Source organism: Faecalibacterium sp. An58 (genome assembly GCF_002161515.1).
Lineage (GTDB): Bacteria > Bacillota > Clostridia > Oscillospirales > Ruminococcaceae > Faecalibacterium > Faecalibacterium avium.
Genome location: NZ_NFHX01000011.1, coordinates 16,748 through 35,738 on the forward strand (window position 1 = coordinate 16,748; position 18,991 = coordinate 35,738).

Here is an 18,991-nt window from a genome sequence, read left to right on the forward strand (position 1 = left end):
TGCTTTGTTATAGTATAATAAACTGCTATCACCAATTCAATTCACAAACCAGACATACATTCTTCATGCATGAGAGTTTTTTATTGTGAACTTTAACAAATTTCACCTATAAGTTTCCTTCCGAGGAGGACCTCTGCCAGGGGATCTGCGGTCAGGCTTCCTCCTCTGCCAGGGCGTCCGAAACGGGGCCTGCCGCCTCCTGCAGGGGCTGTGCGGCGGCGTTTTTGGCCCGGCCGATGGCCTTGAGGCAGAAGGTGAGGGACAGGGCGGTGCCCACGGCCCAGCCGATGGGCCAGGACAGCCAGATGCCGTCGGAACCCAGGGCGGTGGCGGACAGCGTCACGGCCAGCACCACCCGCAGGATGAGGTCTGCAAAGGTGGAGATCATGAACTGGACCATCAGCGCGCAGCCCCGCAGCACGCCGTCGGATACCAGCTTGACCGACACCAGGAAGTAGAAGGGCGCCACCACCCGCAGAAAGAGGATGCCGGTGTCGATGGCGGTGCTGGTGGGCTGGTCCATGAACAGGTACAGCAGCTGCCGGCCGCCAAAGAAGTAGGCCGCGGCCAGGGGGACGCACAGGGCCCACACCAGCTTGATGCCGGCGGCGTAGCCCTGGCGCATCCGCTCAGGCTTGCCTGCGCCCAGGTTCTGGCTGGTGTAGTTGGAGATGCCGTTGGCCAGGGTGGTGAACGAGGTGATGACCAGGTTGTTCAGCTTGACGGAGGCGGAGTAGCCTGCGATGACGCTGGCCCCGAAGCTGTTGACCACGCTCTGGATGACGATGTTGCCCACCGAGATGAAGCTCTGCTGCAAAATGCTGGGGATCGCGATGACGGCGATCTTGCCCAGCATCCCCCAGGAGAACAGGGCGGGGCGGCTCTGGGTGGAGATGCCCTTCATCCGGCGCGCCACCGCCCACAGGGCCAGCACACAGCTGACCCCCTGGCACAGGAAGGTGGCCCAGGCCACGCCGGCCACCCCCATCTGGAAGGCGGTGACAAAGAAGATATCCATGAAGATGTTGCTGATGGAGGAGGCCGCCAGGAACAGGAAGGGGGTCTTGCTGTCGCCCAGGGCCGAGAAGATGCCGGTGGCTACGTTGTAGAAGAACATGAAGGGAAGGCCCAGGATATAGATGTCCAGGTACAAAGCCGAGTCCGCCATGATCTCGGCGGGGGTGTTGATCAGGCGCAGCAGCGCGTCGCACCCCGTCAGGCCCACCGCCATCAGAAGGGCCGTGAGCACCGCACAGCCGATGAGGGAGGTGGTGACGGCGGTCTTCATGTCCTCGTACTGCCGGGCCCCGAAAAACCGGGACACGATCACCGAACAGCCGATGTTGCACCCAAAGGCGAAGGCGATGAAGATCAGGGTGATCTCATAGCTGTTGCCCACGGCGGCCAGGGCCGCCTCGCCCACGAATTTGCCTGCCACCAGGCTGTCGGCGATGTTGTACAGCTGCTGGAATACGATGCTGCCGAACATGGGCAGGCAGAATTTCCACAGGACGGTGGAAGGCTTGCCCACGGTGAGATCTTTGTTCACGGGTGATTCCTCCTTACAGTTGCCGCAGAGCGCTTGTTGTAATTTATGCCGAAAGATAGTATACTTTTTTGTACGGCATAAGTAAAATATATGTTTTATATGCAAACCATATGGATTTGAAATGAAAGGAGGCGCGCCCTGTGCCGGTGCCCTACGACTATTACCGCATTTTCTATTATGTGGCCAAATACAGCAGCTTCACCCATGCCGCAGCGGCGCTGCATGGCAGTCAGCCCAACGTCACCCGGACCATCAACCTGCTGGAGCAGGAACTGGGCTGCCGTCTGTTCGAGCGCAGCCACCGCGGGGTGGCCCTGACCCCGGAAGGGGAGCGGCTGTTCGCCCATGTGAAGATCATGCAGGAGCAGATGCAGGCCGCCGAATACGAACTGTCCAGCCGCCGCAGCCTGCACAGCGGCCAGGTGGCCATCGGCGCCAGTGAGACGGCCCTGCACGGGCTGCTGCTGCCGGTGCTGCGGGATTTCAAGCGCCGGTATCCGGGGGTGCGCCTGCAGATCACCAACCATTCCACCCCCCAGGCCATTGGGGCTTTGCGCTCGGGCCTGGTGGAACTGGCGGTGGTGTGTACTTCCTGCGGGGAGGTGGCGCCGCCCCTGTCGGAACGCCGGCTGCGCCCCTTCCGGGATGTGCTGGTGGCCGGCCCGGACTATGCATACCTGCTGGATAGCCCTCTTACCTATGTACAGCTGGCCCGTCTGCCCCTGATCGGCCTGGGGCCGGACAGCTCCACCTACGGGTTTTACGCCCAGCTGTTTGCCGAACATGAGGCCGAGCTGCACCCCGACGTCCAGACGGCCACCACCGACCAGATCCTGCCGCTGGTGCGGTATGGGCTGGGGCTGGGCTTTGTGCCCGAGGACTTTGCCCGGGAGGCCCTGGCCAAACAGGAAGTGATCCAGCTGGAGCTGGCCGACCCGCCGCCCCAGCGGTATATCAGTCTGGTGAAGGACAAGACCCGCCCGCTGAGCGTGGCCGCCATCGAGATGGAGCGGATGCTGCGGGAGGCCTCGGGCTGAGCCGGATACAGAAAAACCCGCTCCCTGTGAAAAAGTCCCGTCCAGCCGACATGTGCGGATGGACGGGACACATACAGGGAAATTTAGCGCTGAGAGTGTGCGAGGCCGTAAGGCCGAGTGCGCGGTTCGGCGCTAAATTTTGTCCCCAGGGGGAAGGAATTTCTGCCGCGCGACTGCGCGCAGAAATGGGTTCCCCCTGGAGCGTGGCGCTTTTGCGACACGCTGACCGCTCCCTGTACGGGAGCGGGAGATGCGCCGGGATTCAGCGCCACAGTTTCTGCCAGCGGGCGGCCTGGGCCTGTACCCAGCGGTCCAGCAGCGGGTGGCTGACCCAGGTTTTGCTGTGGGTCTGGTCGATCAGGCGCCGGGCCAGGGTCCGGGGGCTGGCGTCGGCCAGGTCGGGGGCGTCGGGGCCGAGAGCCAGGGTGAGGGCCATCGAACAATCGGGCCAGGGCGGGGCCGCCTCATCCGAAGGCCAGAGGAAAGGGGGAAGCAGCCGCACCCCGCAGGTGGAGCGCGATCCCTCCTGGGTGAGCATCAGGGCCGAGGGCACCCCGGCGGGGGTGCAGCGCAGTTCGGCGTACAGCACCCGCAGCCGCCCGGGGTCCAGCAGCCGGACAAACCCTTCCCGGGGCGTGGGGGACAGGCTGACCCAGTCCCGGGCCTCCTCGGGGGCGATGGGCCAGGCCGGCGGGTCAAACCGGGCGTACAGCCCCGGCAGTCCGAACGTCTCGGCGCCGGACAGCCCTTCCAGCAGCAATGTATAAAATTCGGTCATGGGGTGCCCCGGATCGGGCTGCCCCAGCCCAAAGTCAGGACGGGTCATCTTGCCGCCGCCCATACATCATCCCTCCCTGAAGCAGTTGACTTTGGCGCCCGCAGCTTTTATACTGGGACGCAGGAATGAAAGAAGCATACCTGAAAAGGAGGCCTTGCCTATGAAACGTCTGACCGGGAAACAACAGAGCGCCGCCCAGCTGACCATTGCCGCCCTGATGGCGGCTGTCATGTGTGTGCTGGGGCCGGTGTCGGTGCCCATCGGGCCCATCCCCATCGCTATGGCCAACCTGGTGGTGGGCCTGGCTGCCTGGCTGCTGGGCGCCCGCCTGGCCGCCGCCAGCGTGGCGGTCTACCTGATGCTGGGCGCCGTGGGGATGCCGGTGTTCGCCGGGTATGGCGCAGGGGCCGCTGTGTTGTTCGGACCCACCGGCGGCTACCTGATCGGCTATCTGGCCATGGCCCTGGTGGGCGGCTGGGCCGTGGAGCACACCGGGGGCCGGCCTGTGCTGTCGGGGCTGGGTCTGGCGGCAGGTGTGGCCGTGAGCTACGCCTTTGGCACCGCCTGGTTCATCGTCCAGATGGGCTGCACCCTGCCCTATGCGCTGGGGGTGTGCGTGGTGCCCTTCATCCCCTTCGACCTGGCCAAGGTGGCTCTGGCCTCGGCCGCGGGCAGCCTGCTGCGCCGCCGCCTGGCGGACGCGGGCCTGCTGCACCACAACTGAAAACGCCGCACAAGAGGGCCGCAGCCGGAAGCTGCGGCCCTTGTTTTATGCGCCGGTGTAGCCCAGGGTCGCGGCCATCACCGCTTTGATGGTGTGCATCCGGTTCTCGGCCTCGTCAAAGACGATGCTCTGGGGGCCTTCGAATACGTCGTCGGTCACTTCCATGGCGTCCCGTCCAAAACGCTGGCCCATCTCACGGCCCACGGTGGTCTTGTGGTCGTGGAAGGCGGGCAGACAGTGCATGAACACCGCCTGGGGCCCGGCGATCTCCATCAGCCGGGCGTTGATCTGGTAGGGCGCCAGATCCTCGATCCGCTGGGCCCAGACTTCCACCGGCTCGCCCATCGAGACCCACACATCGGTGTAGAGCACCTGGGCGCCCTGGGCGGCGGCTGCGGGATCCTCCTCAAAGCGGAGGGTAGCCCCGGTCTGGGCGGCGATGGCCTCGCACTGGGCCACCAGGGCGGGATCGGGCCAGTATTTCTTGGGGGCGCAGGCGGTGAAGTGGAGCCCCATCTTGGCGCAGCCCACCATCAGGCTGTTGCCCATGTTGTAGCGGGCATCCCCGAAATAGACGAAGCGGATCCCCGCCAGGTGGCCGAAGTGCTCCTGGATGGTGAGGAAGTCGGCCAGGATCTGGGTGGGGTGGAACTCATTGGTCAGGCCGTTCCACACCGGGACCCCGGCGCAGCGGGCCAGCTCCTCCACGATCTCCTGGCCATAGCCCCGGTACTCGATGCCGTCGAACATCCGGCCCAGCACCCGGGCGGTGTCCGCGATGGACTCCTTTTTGCCGATCTGGCTGCCGGCGGGGTCCAGATAGGTCACCTGCATCCCCAAATCGTGGGCGGCGACCTCAAAGCTGCACCGGGTGCGGGTGGACGTCTTTTCGAAAATGAGGGCGATGTTTTTGCCCCGCAGCCCGTCATGGGGGACGCCGGCCTTCTTTTTGGCCTTGAGACTGGCGGCCAGCTCCAGCAAAGCGCCGATCTCGGCGGGGGTGTAATCCAGCAGCTTCAAAAAACTGCGGCCTTTGAAATCCATAGGAAATTCCCCTTTCTGCATATATTACGCGTGTATCGAAATGAGGTTGCATAAATATGCAATCATTATAGCGGCGCGCCGCCCCGGTGTCAAGAGCGGCTCAGAGGGTGAAGCACACCGTGCGGCCGCTGGGCGTATAGCGGGTCAGCTTGACGCCGGCCTTTTGCAGCATGAAGCGGGCCGCCACGCTGGAGTCGCTGTCGTGGTACTTGTCCCCGTAATAGACGATCTCGGCGATGCCCGACTGGATGATGGCCTTGGCGCATTCGTTGCAGGGGAAAAGGGTGACGTAGATGCGGGCCCCCTTGAGGTTGTTGTGGGCGCTGTTGAGGATGGCATTCAGTTCGGCGTGGCAGACGTACATATATTTGGTGTCCAGGGGCTGGCCCTCCCGCTCCCAGGGCATCAGGTCGTCATCGCAGCCAATGGGCATCCCGTTGTAGCCCAGGGACAGGATCTTGTTTTCGGGGCTGACGATGCAGGCCCCCACCTGGCTGTTGGGGTCTTTGGAGCGCATCGAGGAGAGGATGGCGATGCCCATGAAGTATTCGTCCCAGTTGATGTAATCCTTGCGTTTCATATGGTACGGGGCAGGTGCGGTTTGTGCCCCGGCCCTCCTTTCTAAAAACCTTTGTCCGGCCGCGCAAAACGGCGGCCTGTCTGTTCGGACGCACCCCGGCCCCCGGCGGGGCGGGGGATGGTGTAAGGATATTATACCGTAACAGCGTGAAAAACACAATGCACGCCGTCCCTGCTGACAAAGTGCACAAAACCTGGCCGGGAAGTTTGGCGGGGCAAAAACGGAACAAAACATTTAAAACGCTGCAAAAATGTGTTATTATCTTTGTAAAATATGCCACAAAAGCGGAGAAATGTTCCGCCGGGCGGAAATGAGGGAGACCGTTTTATGAAATACGCAAGCAACAATATCCGCAACATCTTGATTGCAGGCCATGCCGGCAGCGGCAAGACGACGCTGGCCGAGGCACTGGTCTATTTTTCGGGCGCTTCCGAGCGGATGGGCCGCGTGGAAGACGGGACCACCATCTCCGACTTCGACCCCGAGGAGGCCAAGCGCAAGGCCAGCCTGTCTGCGTCGGTGGTGCCGGTGGAGTACGGCGGCATCAAATACAACCTGATCGATGCGCCGGGCCTGTTTGACTTTGAGGCAGGGGAGTACGAGGGCATCCGCGCCGCCGAGAGCGTGCTGGTCTGCGTGTCGGGCCGCAGCGGCGTCACGGTGGGCGCCGAGAAGGCGTTCCAGCTGGCCCGCAAGAACCACAAGGCCACCATGGTGTTCGTGTCCAAGTCGGACCTGGAGCATTCCAACTACTTCCAGATCCTGGAGGATATGAAGATCAAGTTCGGTTCCAGCATCTGCCCCTGCGTGGTGCCCGCCCGTCTGGACGACGGCACCCCGGTCTACATCAACCTGTTCAGCCAGAAGGCCTTCAAGTATGAGGCCGGCAAGCAGATTCAGGTGGACCTGCCCGATATCGGCCACCGGTTCCAGGGCCTGATCGAGGCCATGAGCGAAGCCATCGCCGAGACCGACGATGAGCTGATGGAAAAGTTCTTCGGCGGCGAACCCTTTACCACCGAGGAGATCGTGGAAGGGATGCGCAAGGGCGTCAAGGACGGCCTGATCACCCCCGTATTCTGCGGCAGCGCCGTGAACCTGCAGGCGCTGGATATGCTGCTGTTCAATATGGACAAGCTGCTGCCCAGCCCGGCCCATGCCGAGGCCATCCCCGCCGAGAACGCCGACGGCGATGTGGTGGACCTCCACTGCGATGCAGCCGAGCCCACCGCAGCCTATGTGTTCAAGACCGTGGCAGATCCCTTTGTGGGCAAACTGAGCTATCTGCGCGTGATCAGCGGCCGGGTGACCGCAGGCATCAGCCTGGTGAACGCCCGCACCGGCGACACCGAAAAACTGGGCAAGCCCCTGTTCATCTGCGGCAAGAAGCAGTCGGACGCCGATGAGATCGGCGCAGGCGACATCGGTGCGGTGGCCAAGATGGTCAGCGCCCGCACCGGCGACACCCTGTGTGACCCTGCCCGGGTGGTCAAACTGGAGGCGCCGGTCTTCCCCAAGCCCAGCTTCTTTATGGCGGTGACGGTGGCCAAGAAGGGCGACGAGGGCAAGATCAGCAGCGCCCTGGCCCGCCTGATGGAAGAAGATCCCACCCTGAGCTATGAGAACAACGCCGAGATCCATCAGCAGATCATCGGTGGCCTGGGTGAGCAGCACCTGGATGTGGTGAAGGCCAAACTGAAGAACAAGTTCGGTGTGGAAGTGGGCCTGGAAGCGCCCCGCATCGCTTACCGTGAGTCCATCCGCAAGCCGGTGCAGAAGCAGGGCCGCCACAAGAAGCAGACCGGCGGCCACGGCCAGTTCGGCGACGTCATCATCAAATTCGAGCCCTGCCAGGGGGATGACATCCAGTTTGAGGAGAACGTCTTTGGCGGATCGGTGCCCAAGAACTTCTTCCCCGCGGTGGAAAAGGGCGTCCGTCTGGCAGCCGAAAAGGGCATCCTGGCGGGCTATCCCATGGTGGGCCTGAAGGCTACCCTGCTGGACGGCAGCTATCACCCGGTAGACTCCTCCGAAATGGCCTTTATCATGGCGGCCAAGCTGGCTTACAAGGCGGCCATGCCCGAGGCGGGCCCGGTGATCCTGGAGCCCATCTACACCGTCCGCGCCCATGTGCCCGGGGACAACACCGGCGACGTGATGGGCGATGTGACCAAGCGCCGCGGCCGTGTGCTGGGCATGGAGCCCGATGAGGACGGTCTGCAGACCATCATTGCCGAAGTGCCTCTGGCCGAACTGACCACCTTCACCACCTTCATCCGGCAGGCGACCCAGGGCCGGGGCTGGTTCGAACAGGAGTTCGTGCGGTACGAGGTGCTGCCTGAGAACCTGGTGCCCGCTGTGGTGGAAGCCGCACGCAAACTGGGCAACCTGGACGAGAGCGCCGACGACTGAATCGGACGGCGGCCGGGCCTGAGGGGGCCTGCGGGCGCGGCTGCGCGGCAAACAGAATAAGACACCAGCTTATGGACCCTGCCGGAATCTCCCTCTGCCGGCGGGGTCCTTTTTCGCCTGGCTGCGCGGTGTTTTGGTTGACATCCCCGGAGGTTGCTATTATAATAGAGGAGTTAGTGTGTATCGGAAGGTCCCAATGCCGGACCTTTTGCCGGGAAAGCGCAGATGCAGGGCGCCGGAGCGCCGCGGATCTGCCGTTTGGGCAAAAGGGGACGGGGGTTGGAAGCGTTCGGATACGCCCATAGAGTGCGGGCGGCATGGCCCGCGCCCCGATGGAGCAAGCTCTGCAAGCGGCGTTTGGCCGCATAATTGAACGATAAGGAGAGATACGATCCATGGCACAGGAAATCGTAATGTCCGCTGCCGGCCTCAAGGCTGTGCAGGAGGAACTGGAATACCTCAAGACGGTGCGCCGCAAGGAGCTGGCGGAGGAGATCAAGGAAGCCCGCAGCCACGGCGACCTGTCCGAGAACAGCGAGTACGACGAAGCCAAGAACACCCAGGGCCTGGTGGAGAACCGCATCACCGAGCTGGAGCAGATGATCAAGAACGTCCGCGTGATCGACGAAAGCGAGCTGAGCGTGGACACCGTCTCGGTGGGCACCCACGTCACCATCCAGATGGAGGACGAGGACCCCGAGGAGTACGACATCGTGGGCCGCACCGAGGCGGACCCCTTCAACGGCAAGATCAGCGATGAGAGCCCCGTGGGCCACGCCCTGCTGGGCAAGGCCGTGGGCGAGCAGGCCGAAGTGCTGCTGCCGGCCGGCCACACCGTGATGTACAAGGTGCTGGCCATCACCCACAGCAAGGGCTGAGACGGGCGCAGGAGGTAGGAATGGAAGAGATCAAGACAAACACGGGGGCTTTGGCCGAGAGCGAGCAGGTGCAGGTGCGCCGCCAGAAGCTGGCTGACCTGCGGGCCGCCGGCTGCGACCCCTTTGCCCTCACCAAGTTCCCGCAGGACGCCTATTCGGCCGACCTGAAGGAGGAGTATGCCGCCCTGCCCAACGAGACCGACGCCGGCCGCACCGTTGCTTTGGCCGGCCGGATGATGTCCAAGCGGGTGATGGGCAAGGCCAGCTTTGCCCACCTGCGGGATGCCAAGGGGGACATCCAGCTGTACGTCCGCCGGGACGAGCTGGGGGACGAGTCCTACGCCGCCTTCAAAAAGCTGGACCTGGGCGACATCATCGGGGTGCGGGGCGAGGTGTTCCGCACCAAGACCGGTGAGCTGAGCGTCCGGGTCACCGAGCTGACCCTGCTGGCCAAGAGCCTGCGCCCCCTGCCCGAGAAGTTCCACGGCCTGACCGACACCGAGATGCGGTACCGTCAGCGCTATGTGGACCTGATCGCCAACCCCGATGTGAAGGACACCTTCACCAAGCGCAGCCTGATTTTGAAGGAGATCCGGGCCTATCTGGACGAGAAGGGATTCCTGGAAGTGGATACCCCCATCCTGACCCCCTTTGAGATCGGCGCGTCGGCACGGCCCTTCATCACCCATCACAACACCCTGAATATGGATATGGTGCTGCGCATCGAGACCGAGCTGTACCTCAAGCGGCTGGTGGTGGGCGGCATGGACCGGGTGTACGAAGTGGGCCGCATCTTCCGCAACGAGGGGATGGACCCCAAGCACAACCCCGAGTTCACCTCCATCGAGCTGTACCAGGCCTTCACCGACTATCACGGGATGATGGACCTGGTGGAGGAGCTGTATAAGCGGCTGGCCCAGAAGATCTGCGGCAGCCTGGTGATCAGCTACCAGGGCAACCAGATCGACATGGGCCACTGGGAGCGGCTGACCATGGTGGATGCGGTCAAGAAGTATTCCGGGGTGGACTACCACGACTGGAAGACCGACGCCGACGCCATCGCCGCCGCCAAGGCCCACAATGTGGACCTGCCCGAGGTGCCCACCCGCGGCTCCATCCTGGCGGAATTTTTTGACGCCTTTGTGGAGGATAAGCTGATCCAGCCTACCTTCATCTATGACTATCCGGTGGAGATCAGCCCCCTGGCCAAGCGCAAGCCCGACGACCCCGCCTTCACCGAGCGGTTCGAGTATTTCATCGACTGCACCGAGTACGGCAACGCCTTCAGCGAGCTGAACGATCCCATCGACCAGAAGGAACGGTTCGAGCGCCAGGTGGCCGAGCGCAAGGCCCTGGAGCCCGGCTGCAAGGCCCAGGTGGACTACGACTACATCAACGCTCTGGAGTACGGCCTGCCCCCCACGGGCGGCCTGGGCTTCGGCGTTGACCGTTTGGTGATGCTGCTGACCGACTCGGCTTCCATCCGGGACGTGCTGCTGTTCCCCACCATGAAGCCGCTGGACGCCCCCAAGCAGGCCGAACAGACCCCCGAGGCAAAGGAGCAGCCCCAGCAGGCTGCCGAGCCCGCCCCGGTGCAGGAGGCCATCCCCACCCCTCTGGTCCAGACCATCGACTGGTCCAAGGTGGAGATCGAGCCCCTGTTTGAGGATATGGTGGACTTCGAGACCTTCTCCAAGTCCGACTTCCGCGCCGTCAAGATCAAGGCCTGCAGCGCAGTGCCCAAGAGCAAAAAGCTGCTGCAATTCACCCTGGACGACGGTTCAGGGACCGACCGCACCATCCTCAGCGGCATCCACGCCTATTATGAGCCTGAACAGCTGGTGGGCAGGACGGCCATCGCCATCACCAACCTGCCGCCCCGCAAGATGATGGGCATCGATTCCTGCGGGATGCTGATCTCGGCGGTCTACCACGAGCAGGGCGCAGAGCGCCTGCACCTGCTGCTGGTGGATGACCGCATCCCCGCCGGCGCCAAGCTGTACTGAGCCGGCATGCCAGCGTAAAACCGAACGAAAAGGCCCCGCCCTTCGCTATGGAAGGCGGGGCCTTTTGGCGTTCACAGATGCTTTTCCAGCAGGACCAGCTGCACCCCCTCCAGCCCGTTGAAGGTACAGGGGACGATGGCCGCCTCGGTATAGCCCAGGCGGCGGTACAGGGCCCGGGCGGGCAGGTTGCGGGCATTGGTGTCCATCCGCAGGCAGGTGCAGCCGTGGGCTCTGGCCCAGGCCTCGTAGTAGGCTACGAAGGCCCGGCCATAGCCGCGGCCCTTGGCGGCAGGGTCGATCACCAGCGTGTGCAGCACCATCACCTGGCTGTCGGGGGCCTGCCAGCGCCAGGGCGCCCCGGCATACACGTCCACCTGCCGCTGGTTGAGGATGGCCGCTCCCACCACGGCGCTGCCTTCCTCCGCCACGAACAGCTCCCCGCGGGCCAGGGCGTCCCGGGCGGTATCCGGGGTGGGGTAGATCCCGCGCACCCAGCCGGTGGTGGCGCGCCCGGCCTCCTCCTCACTGTGTATGGATGCATAAATATTCGATATGTTTTGTATATCATCGGGCGTTGCTGGGCGTATCATGTATTTTACTCCTTTTTATCTTTATATGATTGAAGTATAACCCCTTGTGCCGCGGTTGTCCAGAGGAGCGCGCATGGGTGCATATCTTTCGTAAGTGAGGATGCAAAACTGAAAAACTTTCAATCATTCAAAAATGGGCTTGCATTTTTGGTCAAAATGTGTAAAATAAAATCACGCAGACAGAGAGGTCTGGCCCCCGCAAAAAGGGGCCGGGCCTCTTTTTTGCTGCTGTGTGTCCTTGCTTAAAATACACTTTTGCGTAAAAGTCGGTCTTTTGCGCACAGGTTTTGCCTGTTTTACTCAGAAATCCCATCGGATGGGATGCATATTCTGTGGATATTTGCACTTGCTTTTTTTCACAGGATGTTTATAATAGTGATATCGCAGCAAGAACACCTGTATTCTTGATACGGACACCGGCTCTGCCGGGAACACGCAAAAGCGCCGCTGCGGGTCTGTACGGGCAGCGGCGCCAGACAAGAGGGAGGAAACATTATGAAATCCAAACGCTTTGTAGCGCTGGCCTCGGCGGCCGCTCTGTGCGCCGCCATGCTGGGGGGCTGCGGCTCCTCGTCCACGACCGCGACTGCCAGCAGCACGGCCGCAGGCAGCACTGCTTCGGGGGACAAGGTGGTCAAGATCGGCGTCTTTGAGCCCTCCACCGGCGACTCTGCCTCGGGCGGCAAGAAAGAGATGCTGGGCATGCAGTACGCCAACGCCGAGACCCCCACCGTTGAGATCGGCGGCGAGACCTACCAGGTCGAGCTGGTCTACGCCGACAACGGTTCTTCCACCGACAAGGCCCCTTCCGCCGCCGCCGAGCTGGTCAGCCAGGGCGTGTCCCTGGTGCTGGGCAGCTATGGTTCGGGCGTCTCGATCGCGGGCGGCCCCGTGTTTGACGATGCGGGCCTGGCCGCCGTGGGCGTCACCTGCACCAACCCCAACGTCACCGCAGGCAACGACTACTACTTCCGCATCTGTTTCCTGGACCCCTTCCAGGGCACGGTGCTGGCCAACTTTGCCAAGGACAAGTTTGACGCCAAAGTGGCCTACTGCCTGGGCGAGACCGGCAACGAGTACGACCAGGGCCTGATCGCCTACTTCACCCAGGCCTTTGAGGCCGCGGGCGGCACGGTGGTCACCGCGTCCTTCCCCACCAACAACTCCGACTTCAGCACCTACCTGAACCAGGCCAAGAATGAGGGCGCCGACGTCATCTTCACCCCCGTGTCCATCGCCTACTCCACCCAGATCATCCAGCAGGCTGCGGCCCTGGGCATCGAAGCCCCCTTCCTGGGCTCGGATACCCTGGATGACAACATGGTGCTGGCGGCTGCCGAGGGCACCGATATCCAGCTGTATGTCTCCACCTTCTATCAGGAGGGCGGCAACGCGGCTTTCGATGAGGGCATCAAGGCTTACATCAACGGGAACGCCGAGGCCATGACCAACAACGGCGGCAACGACACCATCGCGGCGGTCACCGCCATGGGCTACGATGCCTATTATGTGGCTCTGGAGGCCCTGAAGGCCGCCGGCAGCACCGATCCCGCAGCGGTCAAGGCGGCCCTGCCCGGCGTCACGTACGACGGCGTGTCCGGTCACATCGCCTTTGACGAGGTGGGCGACGCCATCCGCGACACCGCCTACATCAAGCACTCCACCAACGACGGCGCATGGGAGCTGGAGACCCAGCAGACCGTGGCCCAGTAACACCCAACCACACAGGTATGCAAGGTTTGGCGGGAGCCCAGCGGCCCCCGCCAATCCATTTGCACCACTGCCCCCGGAGGATGCAACCTTATGGAATACTTTATCTCGATCCTGTTGTCCGGCATAGCGGTGGGCGGCCAGTACGCCCTGATCGCCATCGGCTATACCATGGTGTATGGGATCCTGCGGCTGATCAACTTTGCCCACGGCGACGTCTTTATGGTGGCGGGCCTGGCAGGGGTGTATCTGGCCACATGGATGCCTCTATATCTGGCCCTGCCCCTGGTGCTGGTGCTGACGGTGGCTTTGGGCTTCGTCATCGAGCGGGTGGCTTACAAGCCTCTGCGCACCGCCCCTCGTATGTCGGTGATGATCTCGGCCATCGGCGTCAGCTACCTGCTGCAAAATACCGCCACCTATGTCACCGGCGGCCAGCCCATGAGCTATCCCACCATCCCGTTTTTGTCCGACACCATCACCATTGCGGGCACCCCCACCCGGTGGGCGGTGCTGCTGACCCCCTTCCTGGTGCTGGCCCTGGTGCTGATCCTGACCCAGCTGATCGACCGCACCAAAGTGGGCATGGCCATGCGGGCGGTGGCCAAGGATTTTGAGACCAGCGAGCTGATGGGCATCAAGATCAACCAGGTCATCTCGGCCACCTTCATCATCGGGTCGGCCCTGGCGGCGGTGGGCTCGATGCTCTACTTCACCAACTATCCCTCCATCACCCCCACCGCCGGCGCCATGCCGGGCCTGAAAGCCTTTGTGGCGGCAGTGTTCGGGGGCATTGGCTCCATCCCGGGGGCCGTCATCGGCGCGTTCCTCATCGGCATCTGCGAAAATCTGGTCAAGAGCACCCAGTTCACCGTCTTTTCGGATGCCATCACCTTCGCGCTGCTCATCGTGATCCTCGTCTTCAAGCCGACCGGCCTGTTCGGTGAAAAGGCGACCGACAAAGTATAAGGAGGCCCCCATGAAAAAGAAAACTGCGGTCAGCTGGGGCGCTCTGGCGGGGGTAGCGGCCTTTCTGGCCCTGATCATCCTGCTGGAGAACATCACCGCCCTGGTGCCCGGCGCGCCCCGGGTGCTGCTGCCCACCAGCCAGCTGTTCACCGTCCTGAAGAAAGGGGCGGTCTACTCCCTGGTGGTGGTATCCATGAACCTTTTGAACGGCTTCACCGGCCTGTTCAGTCTGGGCCAGGCAGGCTTTATGCTGCTGGGGGCCTATACCTACGCCATCCTCACCGTCCCCGTGGACCAGAAAGACACCGTCTACTACCTGTTCGGCGGGTCGGCGGTCAGGTTCTCCCTGCAGGACACCTTCGGGCTGCTGTTCGGCACCACCGGGGTGGGCGGCGCCGTCAGCATGGTGCTGGGGGTGCTGGTGGGCATCGTGCTGGCGGGCCTGGTGGCCGCCGTCTTTGCCTACCTGATCGGCCTGCCGGTGCTGCGCCTCAAGAGCGACTATCTGGCCATCGCCACCCTGGGCTTTGCCGAGATCCTGCGTGCGGTGTTCCAGTGGCAGCCCCTGGGCCCCATCACCAACGGCGCCAATATGCTCAAGAGTTTCCCCACCTTTTCGGATTTCAACATCGAAAACGCCTCGGGCCAGGTGGTGCTGCGTTTGTCCGCCTTTGTGCCCATGCTGGTGGCGGCGGCCTGCATCGGCATCATCGTGCTGCTGATCAATTCCTCCTATGGGCGCGCCTTCAAGGCCATCCGGGAGGACGAAGTGGCCGCCGAGGCCATGGGCATCAACCTGGCCCGGCACAAGATGCTGTCCTTCTGCATCTCCTCCTTCTTTGCGGGGGTGGGCGGCGCGCTGTTCGCCATGTATGCCGCCAACGCCCAGGCCAAGGTGTTCACCTCCACCATGACCTATGAGCTGCTGCTCATCGTGGTGATCGGCGGCATCGGCTCGGTGTCCGGCTCGGTGATCGCCACCTTCCTGTATGTGGCGTGCAGCGAGTGGTGGCTCCGCTTTCTGGATTCCGAGCAGGTGTTCGCCGCGCCGGCGTCCCCTGGACGGATCGCTTTCATCGCGGTGTTTGCGGCGGCGGTCATCCTGGCGGCGGTGCTGGCCATCCGCGCCATCCGCAAAAAGGAGGGCCATACCCTGACCCAGGAACTGCCGGTGTGGATCGTAGCCCTGCTGCTGCTGGGCTGGCTGGTCTACTTCGTCATCAGCCGGTCGCTGCAGCTGCCTCTGCTGCGCAACGGTTTCCGGATGGTGGTGTTCTCGGTCATCATCATGATCGTGGTGCTGTTCTTCCGGCGGGGCATCATGGGGGACCGTGAGCTGCCGGCTGTGATGCGCAGCTGGAAGCGCCGGGCTGCCCGGGCCAAAGGGAAGGAGGCTGGCAAATGAGCGAGCGCAAGAATATCCTCCATGTGGAGAACGTGACCATGCAGTTCGGCGGTGTGGTGGCCATGAACAACCTCTCGATGGATGTGGAGGAGGGCCAGATCGTGGCCCTCATCGGCCCCAACGGCGCCGGCAAGACCACCGCGTTCAACTGCATCACCGGCGTGTATGAGCCCACCAACGGCAAGATCGATTTCTGCGGCCAGCCTCTGGTGGAGAACTACCCCCAGGGCAAGATGGACAAGGCCTATCTGGGCCAGAACAAGGGCAAATACACCCACAGGCTCAACCCCACCCCCGACCGGATCACCCACCGGGGCATTGCGCGCACCTTCCAGAACATCCGGCTGTTCGGGGCCCTGACCGTTTTTGAGAATGTCCTGATCGCAAAGCATATGCGGGCCAAACAGAACTTCCTGTCCGCCACCTTCCGGCTGAACGCCAGGGAGGAGGCCCGGATGCGGGCCGAGGCCATGGCCCTGCTGGAGGAGCAGGGGCTGGCCCATCTGAAGGACGAGACTGCGTCCAGCCTGCCCTACGGCCTGCAGCGCCGGCTGGAGATCGCCCGGGCCCTGGCCACCCAGCCCAAACTGCTGCTGCTGGATGAGCCGGCTGCGGGCATGAACCCCCAGGAGACCCAGGAACTGACCGACTTCATCCGTCAGATCCGGGACAAGTACCATCTGACCGTCCTGATGATCGAACACCATATGGATCTGGTGATGCAGATCTCGGACAAGATCTATGTGCTGGACTTTGGCAAGCTGATCGCCCAGGGTACGCCCGAGCAGATCAGCAGCGATCAGCGCGTCATCGACGCGTATCTGGGGGTGGCCGACGATGCTGAGGATTGACGATTTATGTGTGAGCTACGGCGGCATCGAGGCCGTCAAGGGGATCTCCTTCAAGGTGGAGGAGGGCCAGATCGTGACCCTGATCGGGGCCAACGGCGCGGGCAAATCCACCACCCTGCGCTCCATCTCGGGGCTGGTCAAGGCAAAGAGCGGCCGGGTGCATTTCCAGGGCGAGGACCTGACCGGCCTGCCTCCCGACCAGATCGTCTCGAAAGGGCTGACGCTGGTGCCCGAGGGGCGGCACGTGTTCCCCGACCTGACCGTGCTGGAAAACCTGAAGATCGGCGCCTACCTGCGCAAGGACAGCCTGGAAGGGGACCTGGCGTGGATCTATGAGCTGTTCCCCCGCCTGAAAGAGCGTTCCTGGCAGGCGGCGGGCACCCTGTCGGGCGGCGAACAGCAGATGCTGGCGGTGGGCCGCGCCCTGATGGCCCGCCCCAAGCTGATCATGATGGACGAGCCCTCCCTGGGCCTGGCGCCGTTGGTGGTCAAGGGCATTTTTGAGATCATCAAGGAGATCAACCGCAAGGGGGTCACCGTGCTGCTCATCGAGCAGAACGCCAACATGGCCCTGCAGATCGCGGATGTGGGCTATGTGATGGAGACCGGCCGCATCACCCTGAAGGGCACCGGCAAGGAACTGCTGGCCAATGAAGCGGTCCGCAAAGCCTATCTGGGCGCCCACGCCAAATAAAAATGCGAGCCTCCGCAGACAGCTGCGGGGGCTTTTTGGTTTGGGGCGGGCTGGGCGGTGCGGGAAAAGGGCCTTTCGATACCGATTGACATTTCCCTTCAGAGTGGGTAATATAATACCTGTATTTTGCCACAGCGTCCTTTTTGCGGCCGGGCCGCGGGACGTGACGATAAGGAGAGGTTTCATGGAAAAGAAAGTACGCACCCGCTTTGCCCCGTCCCCCACGGGGTATATGCACGTGGGCAATCTGCGCACGGCGCTGTATGCCTACCTGACCGCCAAGCATGAGGACGGCACCTTCATCCTTCGCATCGAGGACACCGACCAGGAGCGCTATGTGGACGGCGCGGTGGACATCATCTACAATACCTGCCGGGAGGCCGGCCTTGTGTGGGACGAGGGCCCCGACATCGGCGGCCCGGTGGGCCCCTACGTCCAGAGTGAGCGGATGGGCCTGTTCAAGCAGTATGCCGAACAGCTGGTGGCCGACGGCAAAGCCTACTACTGCTTCTGCACCCCCCAGCGGCTGGACGCCCTCCACGCCGAGCAGCGGGCCAGGGGAGAGATGACCCATTACGACGGCTGCTGCCGCGACCTGCCCGCCGAGGAGGTCAGGGCGCGGCTGGCCGCAGGGGAACCCTACGTCATCCGGCAGAAGATCCCCCGCACCGGCGTCACCGCCTTTGACGATCTGGTCTATGGCCACATCGAGGTGAACAACAGCGAGATGGACGACCAGATCCTGATCAAGAGCGACGGGATGCCCACCTACAACTTTGCCAACGTGGTGGATGACCACCTGATGGGCATTACCCATGTGATCCGGGGCAGCGAATACCTGTCCTCCACCCCCAAATACAACCTCCTGTACCAGGCGTTCGGCTGGGATATCCCCCAGTATATCCACTGCCCTCCGGTGATGAAGGACGCCCAGCACAAGCTGTCCAAGCGCAACGGGGACGCCAGCTACCAGGACCTCATCGCCAAGGGCTGCCTGCCCCAGGCCATCCTGAACTATATCTGCCTGCTGGGCTGGAGCCCCAAAGGGGAGTACGCCGAGCGGGAGATCTACTCCCTGCCTGAGCTGGTGCAGATCTGGGACCCCGCAGGCATCTCCAAGTCCCCGGCCATCTTCGACCCTCTCAAGCTGCGGGCCATCAACGCGGAGTACATCCGCCGCCTGACCCCCGAGGAGTTCCGCCGGAAGGCAGACCCCTGGCTGGACGAGGCCATCCACTGCCCGGTGGACCGGGATCTGCTGTGCGCCAACCTCCAGCCCCGCTGCGAGCTGCTCAGCGATATCCCCCAGCAGGTGGATTTCTTTGACCGGCTGCCCGACTACGATCTGTCCCTTTACACCAACAAGAAGCAGAAGACCACCCCTGCGTCCGCCCTGGAGGCGCTGCAGGCGCTGGAACTGCTGCTCAGCGACGAGGGCACCGATTACGCCGACCGGGACGGCCTGTTTGACGCCTGCAAGGCCCTGGCCGAGCGAATGGAGCACAAAAACGGCTGGCTGCTGTACCCGCTGGGCATCGCCTTGTCGGGCAAGCAGCGCACCCCCGGCGGCGGGGTGGATCTGGCCTGCATGATGGGCCGTGAAAAGACGGTGGAGCGCCTGCGCGAAGCCATCGGCCGTCTGTCCGCCGCCCAGTAACCGCGTCCCACAAAAAGAAACACGCCCCCGCATCCGGTCTTTTTTGGACGGTGCGGGGGTGTTTTTATAACCTTTTGGGCCTTTGGGCCGACACCGCCAAAAGCGGC

At 63.1% G+C, this 18,991-nt stretch carries 16 protein-coding genes; 11 read left to right on the forward strand and 5 right to left on the reverse strand.

The genetic code is table 11. The annotated features are described in order from the left end of the window. Positions 1-151 precede the first annotated feature (151 nt). Complete coding sequence (locus B5G12_RS08420; RefSeq protein ID WP_087324601.1) at positions 152-1,549, reverse strand: MATE family efflux transporter; 1,398 nt, start codon at positions 1,547-1,549, stop codon at positions 152-154. Between the two features lie 140 nt (positions 1,550-1,689). On the opposite strand from B5G12_RS08420, the gene B5G12_RS08425 reads away from it, so the two are divergent. Beyond that, a complete protein-coding gene (locus B5G12_RS08425) occupies positions 1,690-2,586 on the forward strand; it encodes a LysR family transcriptional regulator (RefSeq protein ID WP_087324602.1) in 897 nt (298 codons plus the stop codon). Positions 2,587-2,848: 262 nt separating this feature from the next. Here the strand turns inward: B5G12_RS08425 and B5G12_RS08430 are convergent, their stop codons facing one another. After that, positions 2,849-3,427, reverse strand: a complete 579-nt coding sequence (locus tag B5G12_RS08430; RefSeq protein ID WP_087324603.1) for a hypothetical protein — start codon at positions 3,425-3,427, stop codon at positions 2,849-2,851. A 97-nt stretch (positions 3,428-3,524) separates the two neighbouring features. Here B5G12_RS08430 and B5G12_RS08435 point away from each other — a divergent pair, with 97 nt between their 5' ends. Then, on the forward strand, positions 3,525-4,088 hold the full coding sequence (locus B5G12_RS08435; RefSeq protein WP_242955982.1) for a biotin transporter BioY: 564 nt from the start codon (positions 3,525-3,527) through the stop codon (positions 4,086-4,088). Positions 4,089-4,133: 45 nt separating this feature from the next. Here B5G12_RS08435 and argF read toward each other — a convergent pair whose 3' ends face one another. Both argF and B5G12_RS08445 read right to left on the reverse strand, forming a co-directional pair. After that, positions 4,134-5,132, reverse strand: coding sequence for an ornithine carbamoyltransferase (gene argF, locus B5G12_RS08440; RefSeq protein WP_087324604.1), 999 nt, complete (start codon positions 5,130-5,132; stop codon positions 4,134-4,136). Between the two features lie 100 nt (positions 5,133-5,232). Next, positions 5,233-5,712, reverse strand: coding sequence for a deoxycytidylate deaminase (locus tag B5G12_RS08445; RefSeq protein WP_087324605.1), 480 nt, complete (start codon positions 5,710-5,712; stop codon positions 5,233-5,235). A 327-nt stretch (positions 5,713-6,039) separates the two neighbouring features. Here B5G12_RS08445 and B5G12_RS08450 point away from each other — a divergent pair, with 327 nt between their 5' ends. The 3 genes from B5G12_RS08450 to lysS all read left to right on the forward strand — a co-directional run bounded on the left by B5G12_RS08450 (position 6,040) and on the right by lysS (position 11,008). After that, complete coding sequence (locus B5G12_RS08450) at positions 6,040-8,124, forward strand: elongation factor G (protein WP_087232267.1); 2,085 nt, start codon at positions 6,040-6,042, stop codon at positions 8,122-8,124. Between the two features lie 395 nt (positions 8,125-8,519). Next, positions 8,520-9,002, forward strand: coding sequence for a transcription elongation factor GreA (gene greA, locus B5G12_RS08455; RefSeq protein WP_087232264.1), 483 nt, complete (start codon positions 8,520-8,522; stop codon positions 9,000-9,002). 20 nt (positions 9,003-9,022) lie between these two features. Next, entirely contained in the window at positions 9,023-11,008 is a 1,986-nt protein-coding gene (gene lysS / locus B5G12_RS08460) for a lysine--tRNA ligase (protein ID WP_087324606.1), read from the forward strand. Between the two features lie 71 nt (positions 11,009-11,079). Here the strand turns inward: lysS and B5G12_RS08465 are convergent, their stop codons facing one another. After that, positions 11,080-11,598, reverse strand: coding sequence for a GNAT family N-acetyltransferase (locus B5G12_RS08465; RefSeq protein ID WP_087324607.1), 519 nt, complete (start codon positions 11,596-11,598; stop codon positions 11,080-11,082). A gap of 495 nt (positions 11,599-12,093) precedes the next feature. On the opposite strand from B5G12_RS08465, the gene B5G12_RS08470 reads away from it, so the two are divergent. The 6 genes from B5G12_RS08470 (at position 12,094) to gltX (ending at position 18,884) form a co-directional block, all read left to right on the forward strand. Then, on the forward strand, positions 12,094-13,311 hold the full coding sequence (locus tag B5G12_RS08470; protein ID WP_087324608.1) for an ABC transporter substrate-binding protein: 1,218 nt from the start codon (positions 12,094-12,096) through the stop codon (positions 13,309-13,311). A gap of 90 nt (positions 13,312-13,401) precedes the next feature. Then, positions 13,402-14,277 (forward strand): branched-chain amino acid ABC transporter permease, encoded by an 876-nt coding sequence (locus tag B5G12_RS08475; RefSeq protein ID WP_087232251.1) that lies wholly within the window; start codon positions 13,402-13,404, stop codon positions 14,275-14,277. Between the two features lie 10 nt (positions 14,278-14,287). After that, the gene (locus B5G12_RS08480; RefSeq protein ID WP_087324609.1) at positions 14,288-15,682 is read left to right on the forward strand and encodes a branched-chain amino acid ABC transporter permease; all 1,395 of its coding nucleotides are present in this window, start codon (positions 14,288-14,290) and stop codon (positions 15,680-15,682) included. Beyond that, positions 15,679-16,533, forward strand: a complete 855-nt coding sequence (locus B5G12_RS08485) for an ABC transporter ATP-binding protein (RefSeq protein ID WP_087324610.1) — start codon at positions 15,679-15,681, stop codon at positions 16,531-16,533. The genes B5G12_RS08480 and B5G12_RS08485 overlap by 4 nt, the downstream gene beginning before the upstream one ends. Next, positions 16,520-17,227, forward strand: a complete 708-nt coding sequence (locus B5G12_RS08490) for an ABC transporter ATP-binding protein (RefSeq protein ID WP_087324611.1) — start codon at positions 16,520-16,522, stop codon at positions 17,225-17,227. The genes B5G12_RS08485 and B5G12_RS08490 overlap by 14 nt, the downstream gene beginning before the upstream one ends. A 184-nt stretch (positions 17,228-17,411) precedes the next feature. Next, positions 17,412-18,884: a glutamate--tRNA ligase gene (gene gltX, locus B5G12_RS08495; RefSeq protein ID WP_087232239.1), complete on the forward strand. Its 1,473-nt coding sequence runs from the start codon at positions 17,412-17,414 to the stop codon at positions 18,882-18,884. The last annotated feature ends 107 nt before the right edge of the window (positions 18,885-18,991 follow it).

Coding starts and splice junctions, on each gene's coding strand:
- B5G12_RS08430 (WP_087324603.1), bottom strand. CDS start 3,427: ATGGGCGGCGGCAAGATGACCCGTCCTGACTTTGGGCTGGGGCAGCCC.
- B5G12_RS08435 (WP_242955982.1), top strand. CDS start 3,525: ATGAAACGTCTGACCGGGAAACAACAGAGCGCCGCCCAGCTGACCATT.
- argF (WP_087324604.1), bottom strand. CDS start 5,132: ATGGATTTCAAAGGCCGCAGTTTTTTGAAGCTGCTGGATTACACCCCC.
- B5G12_RS08445 (WP_087324605.1), bottom strand. CDS start 5,712: ATGAAACGCAAGGATTACATCAACTGGGACGAATACTTCATGGGCATC.
- B5G12_RS08450 (WP_087232267.1), top strand. CDS start 6,040: ATGAAATACGCAAGCAACAATATCCGCAACATCTTGATTGCAGGCCAT.
- greA (WP_087232264.1), top strand. CDS start 8,520: ATGGCACAGGAAATCGTAATGTCCGCTGCCGGCCTCAAGGCTGTGCAG.
- lysS (WP_087324606.1), top strand. CDS start 9,023: ATGGAAGAGATCAAGACAAACACGGGGGCTTTGGCCGAGAGCGAGCAG.
- B5G12_RS08465 (WP_087324607.1), bottom strand. CDS start 11,598: ATGATACGCCCAGCAACGCCCGATGATATACAAAACATATCGAATATT.
- B5G12_RS08470 (WP_087324608.1), top strand. CDS start 12,094: ATGAAATCCAAACGCTTTGTAGCGCTGGCCTCGGCGGCCGCTCTGTGC.
- B5G12_RS08475 (WP_087232251.1), top strand. CDS start 13,402: ATGGAATACTTTATCTCGATCCTGTTGTCCGGCATAGCGGTGGGCGGC.
- B5G12_RS08480 (WP_087324609.1), top strand. CDS start 14,288: ATGAAAAAGAAAACTGCGGTCAGCTGGGGCGCTCTGGCGGGGGTAGCG.
- B5G12_RS08485 (WP_087324610.1), top strand. CDS start 15,679: ATGAGCGAGCGCAAGAATATCCTCCATGTGGAGAACGTGACCATGCAG.
- B5G12_RS08490 (WP_087324611.1), top strand. CDS start 16,520: ATGCTGAGGATTGACGATTTATGTGTGAGCTACGGCGGCATCGAGGCC.
- gltX (WP_087232239.1), top strand. CDS start 17,412: ATGGAAAAGAAAGTACGCACCCGCTTTGCCCCGTCCCCCACGGGGTAT.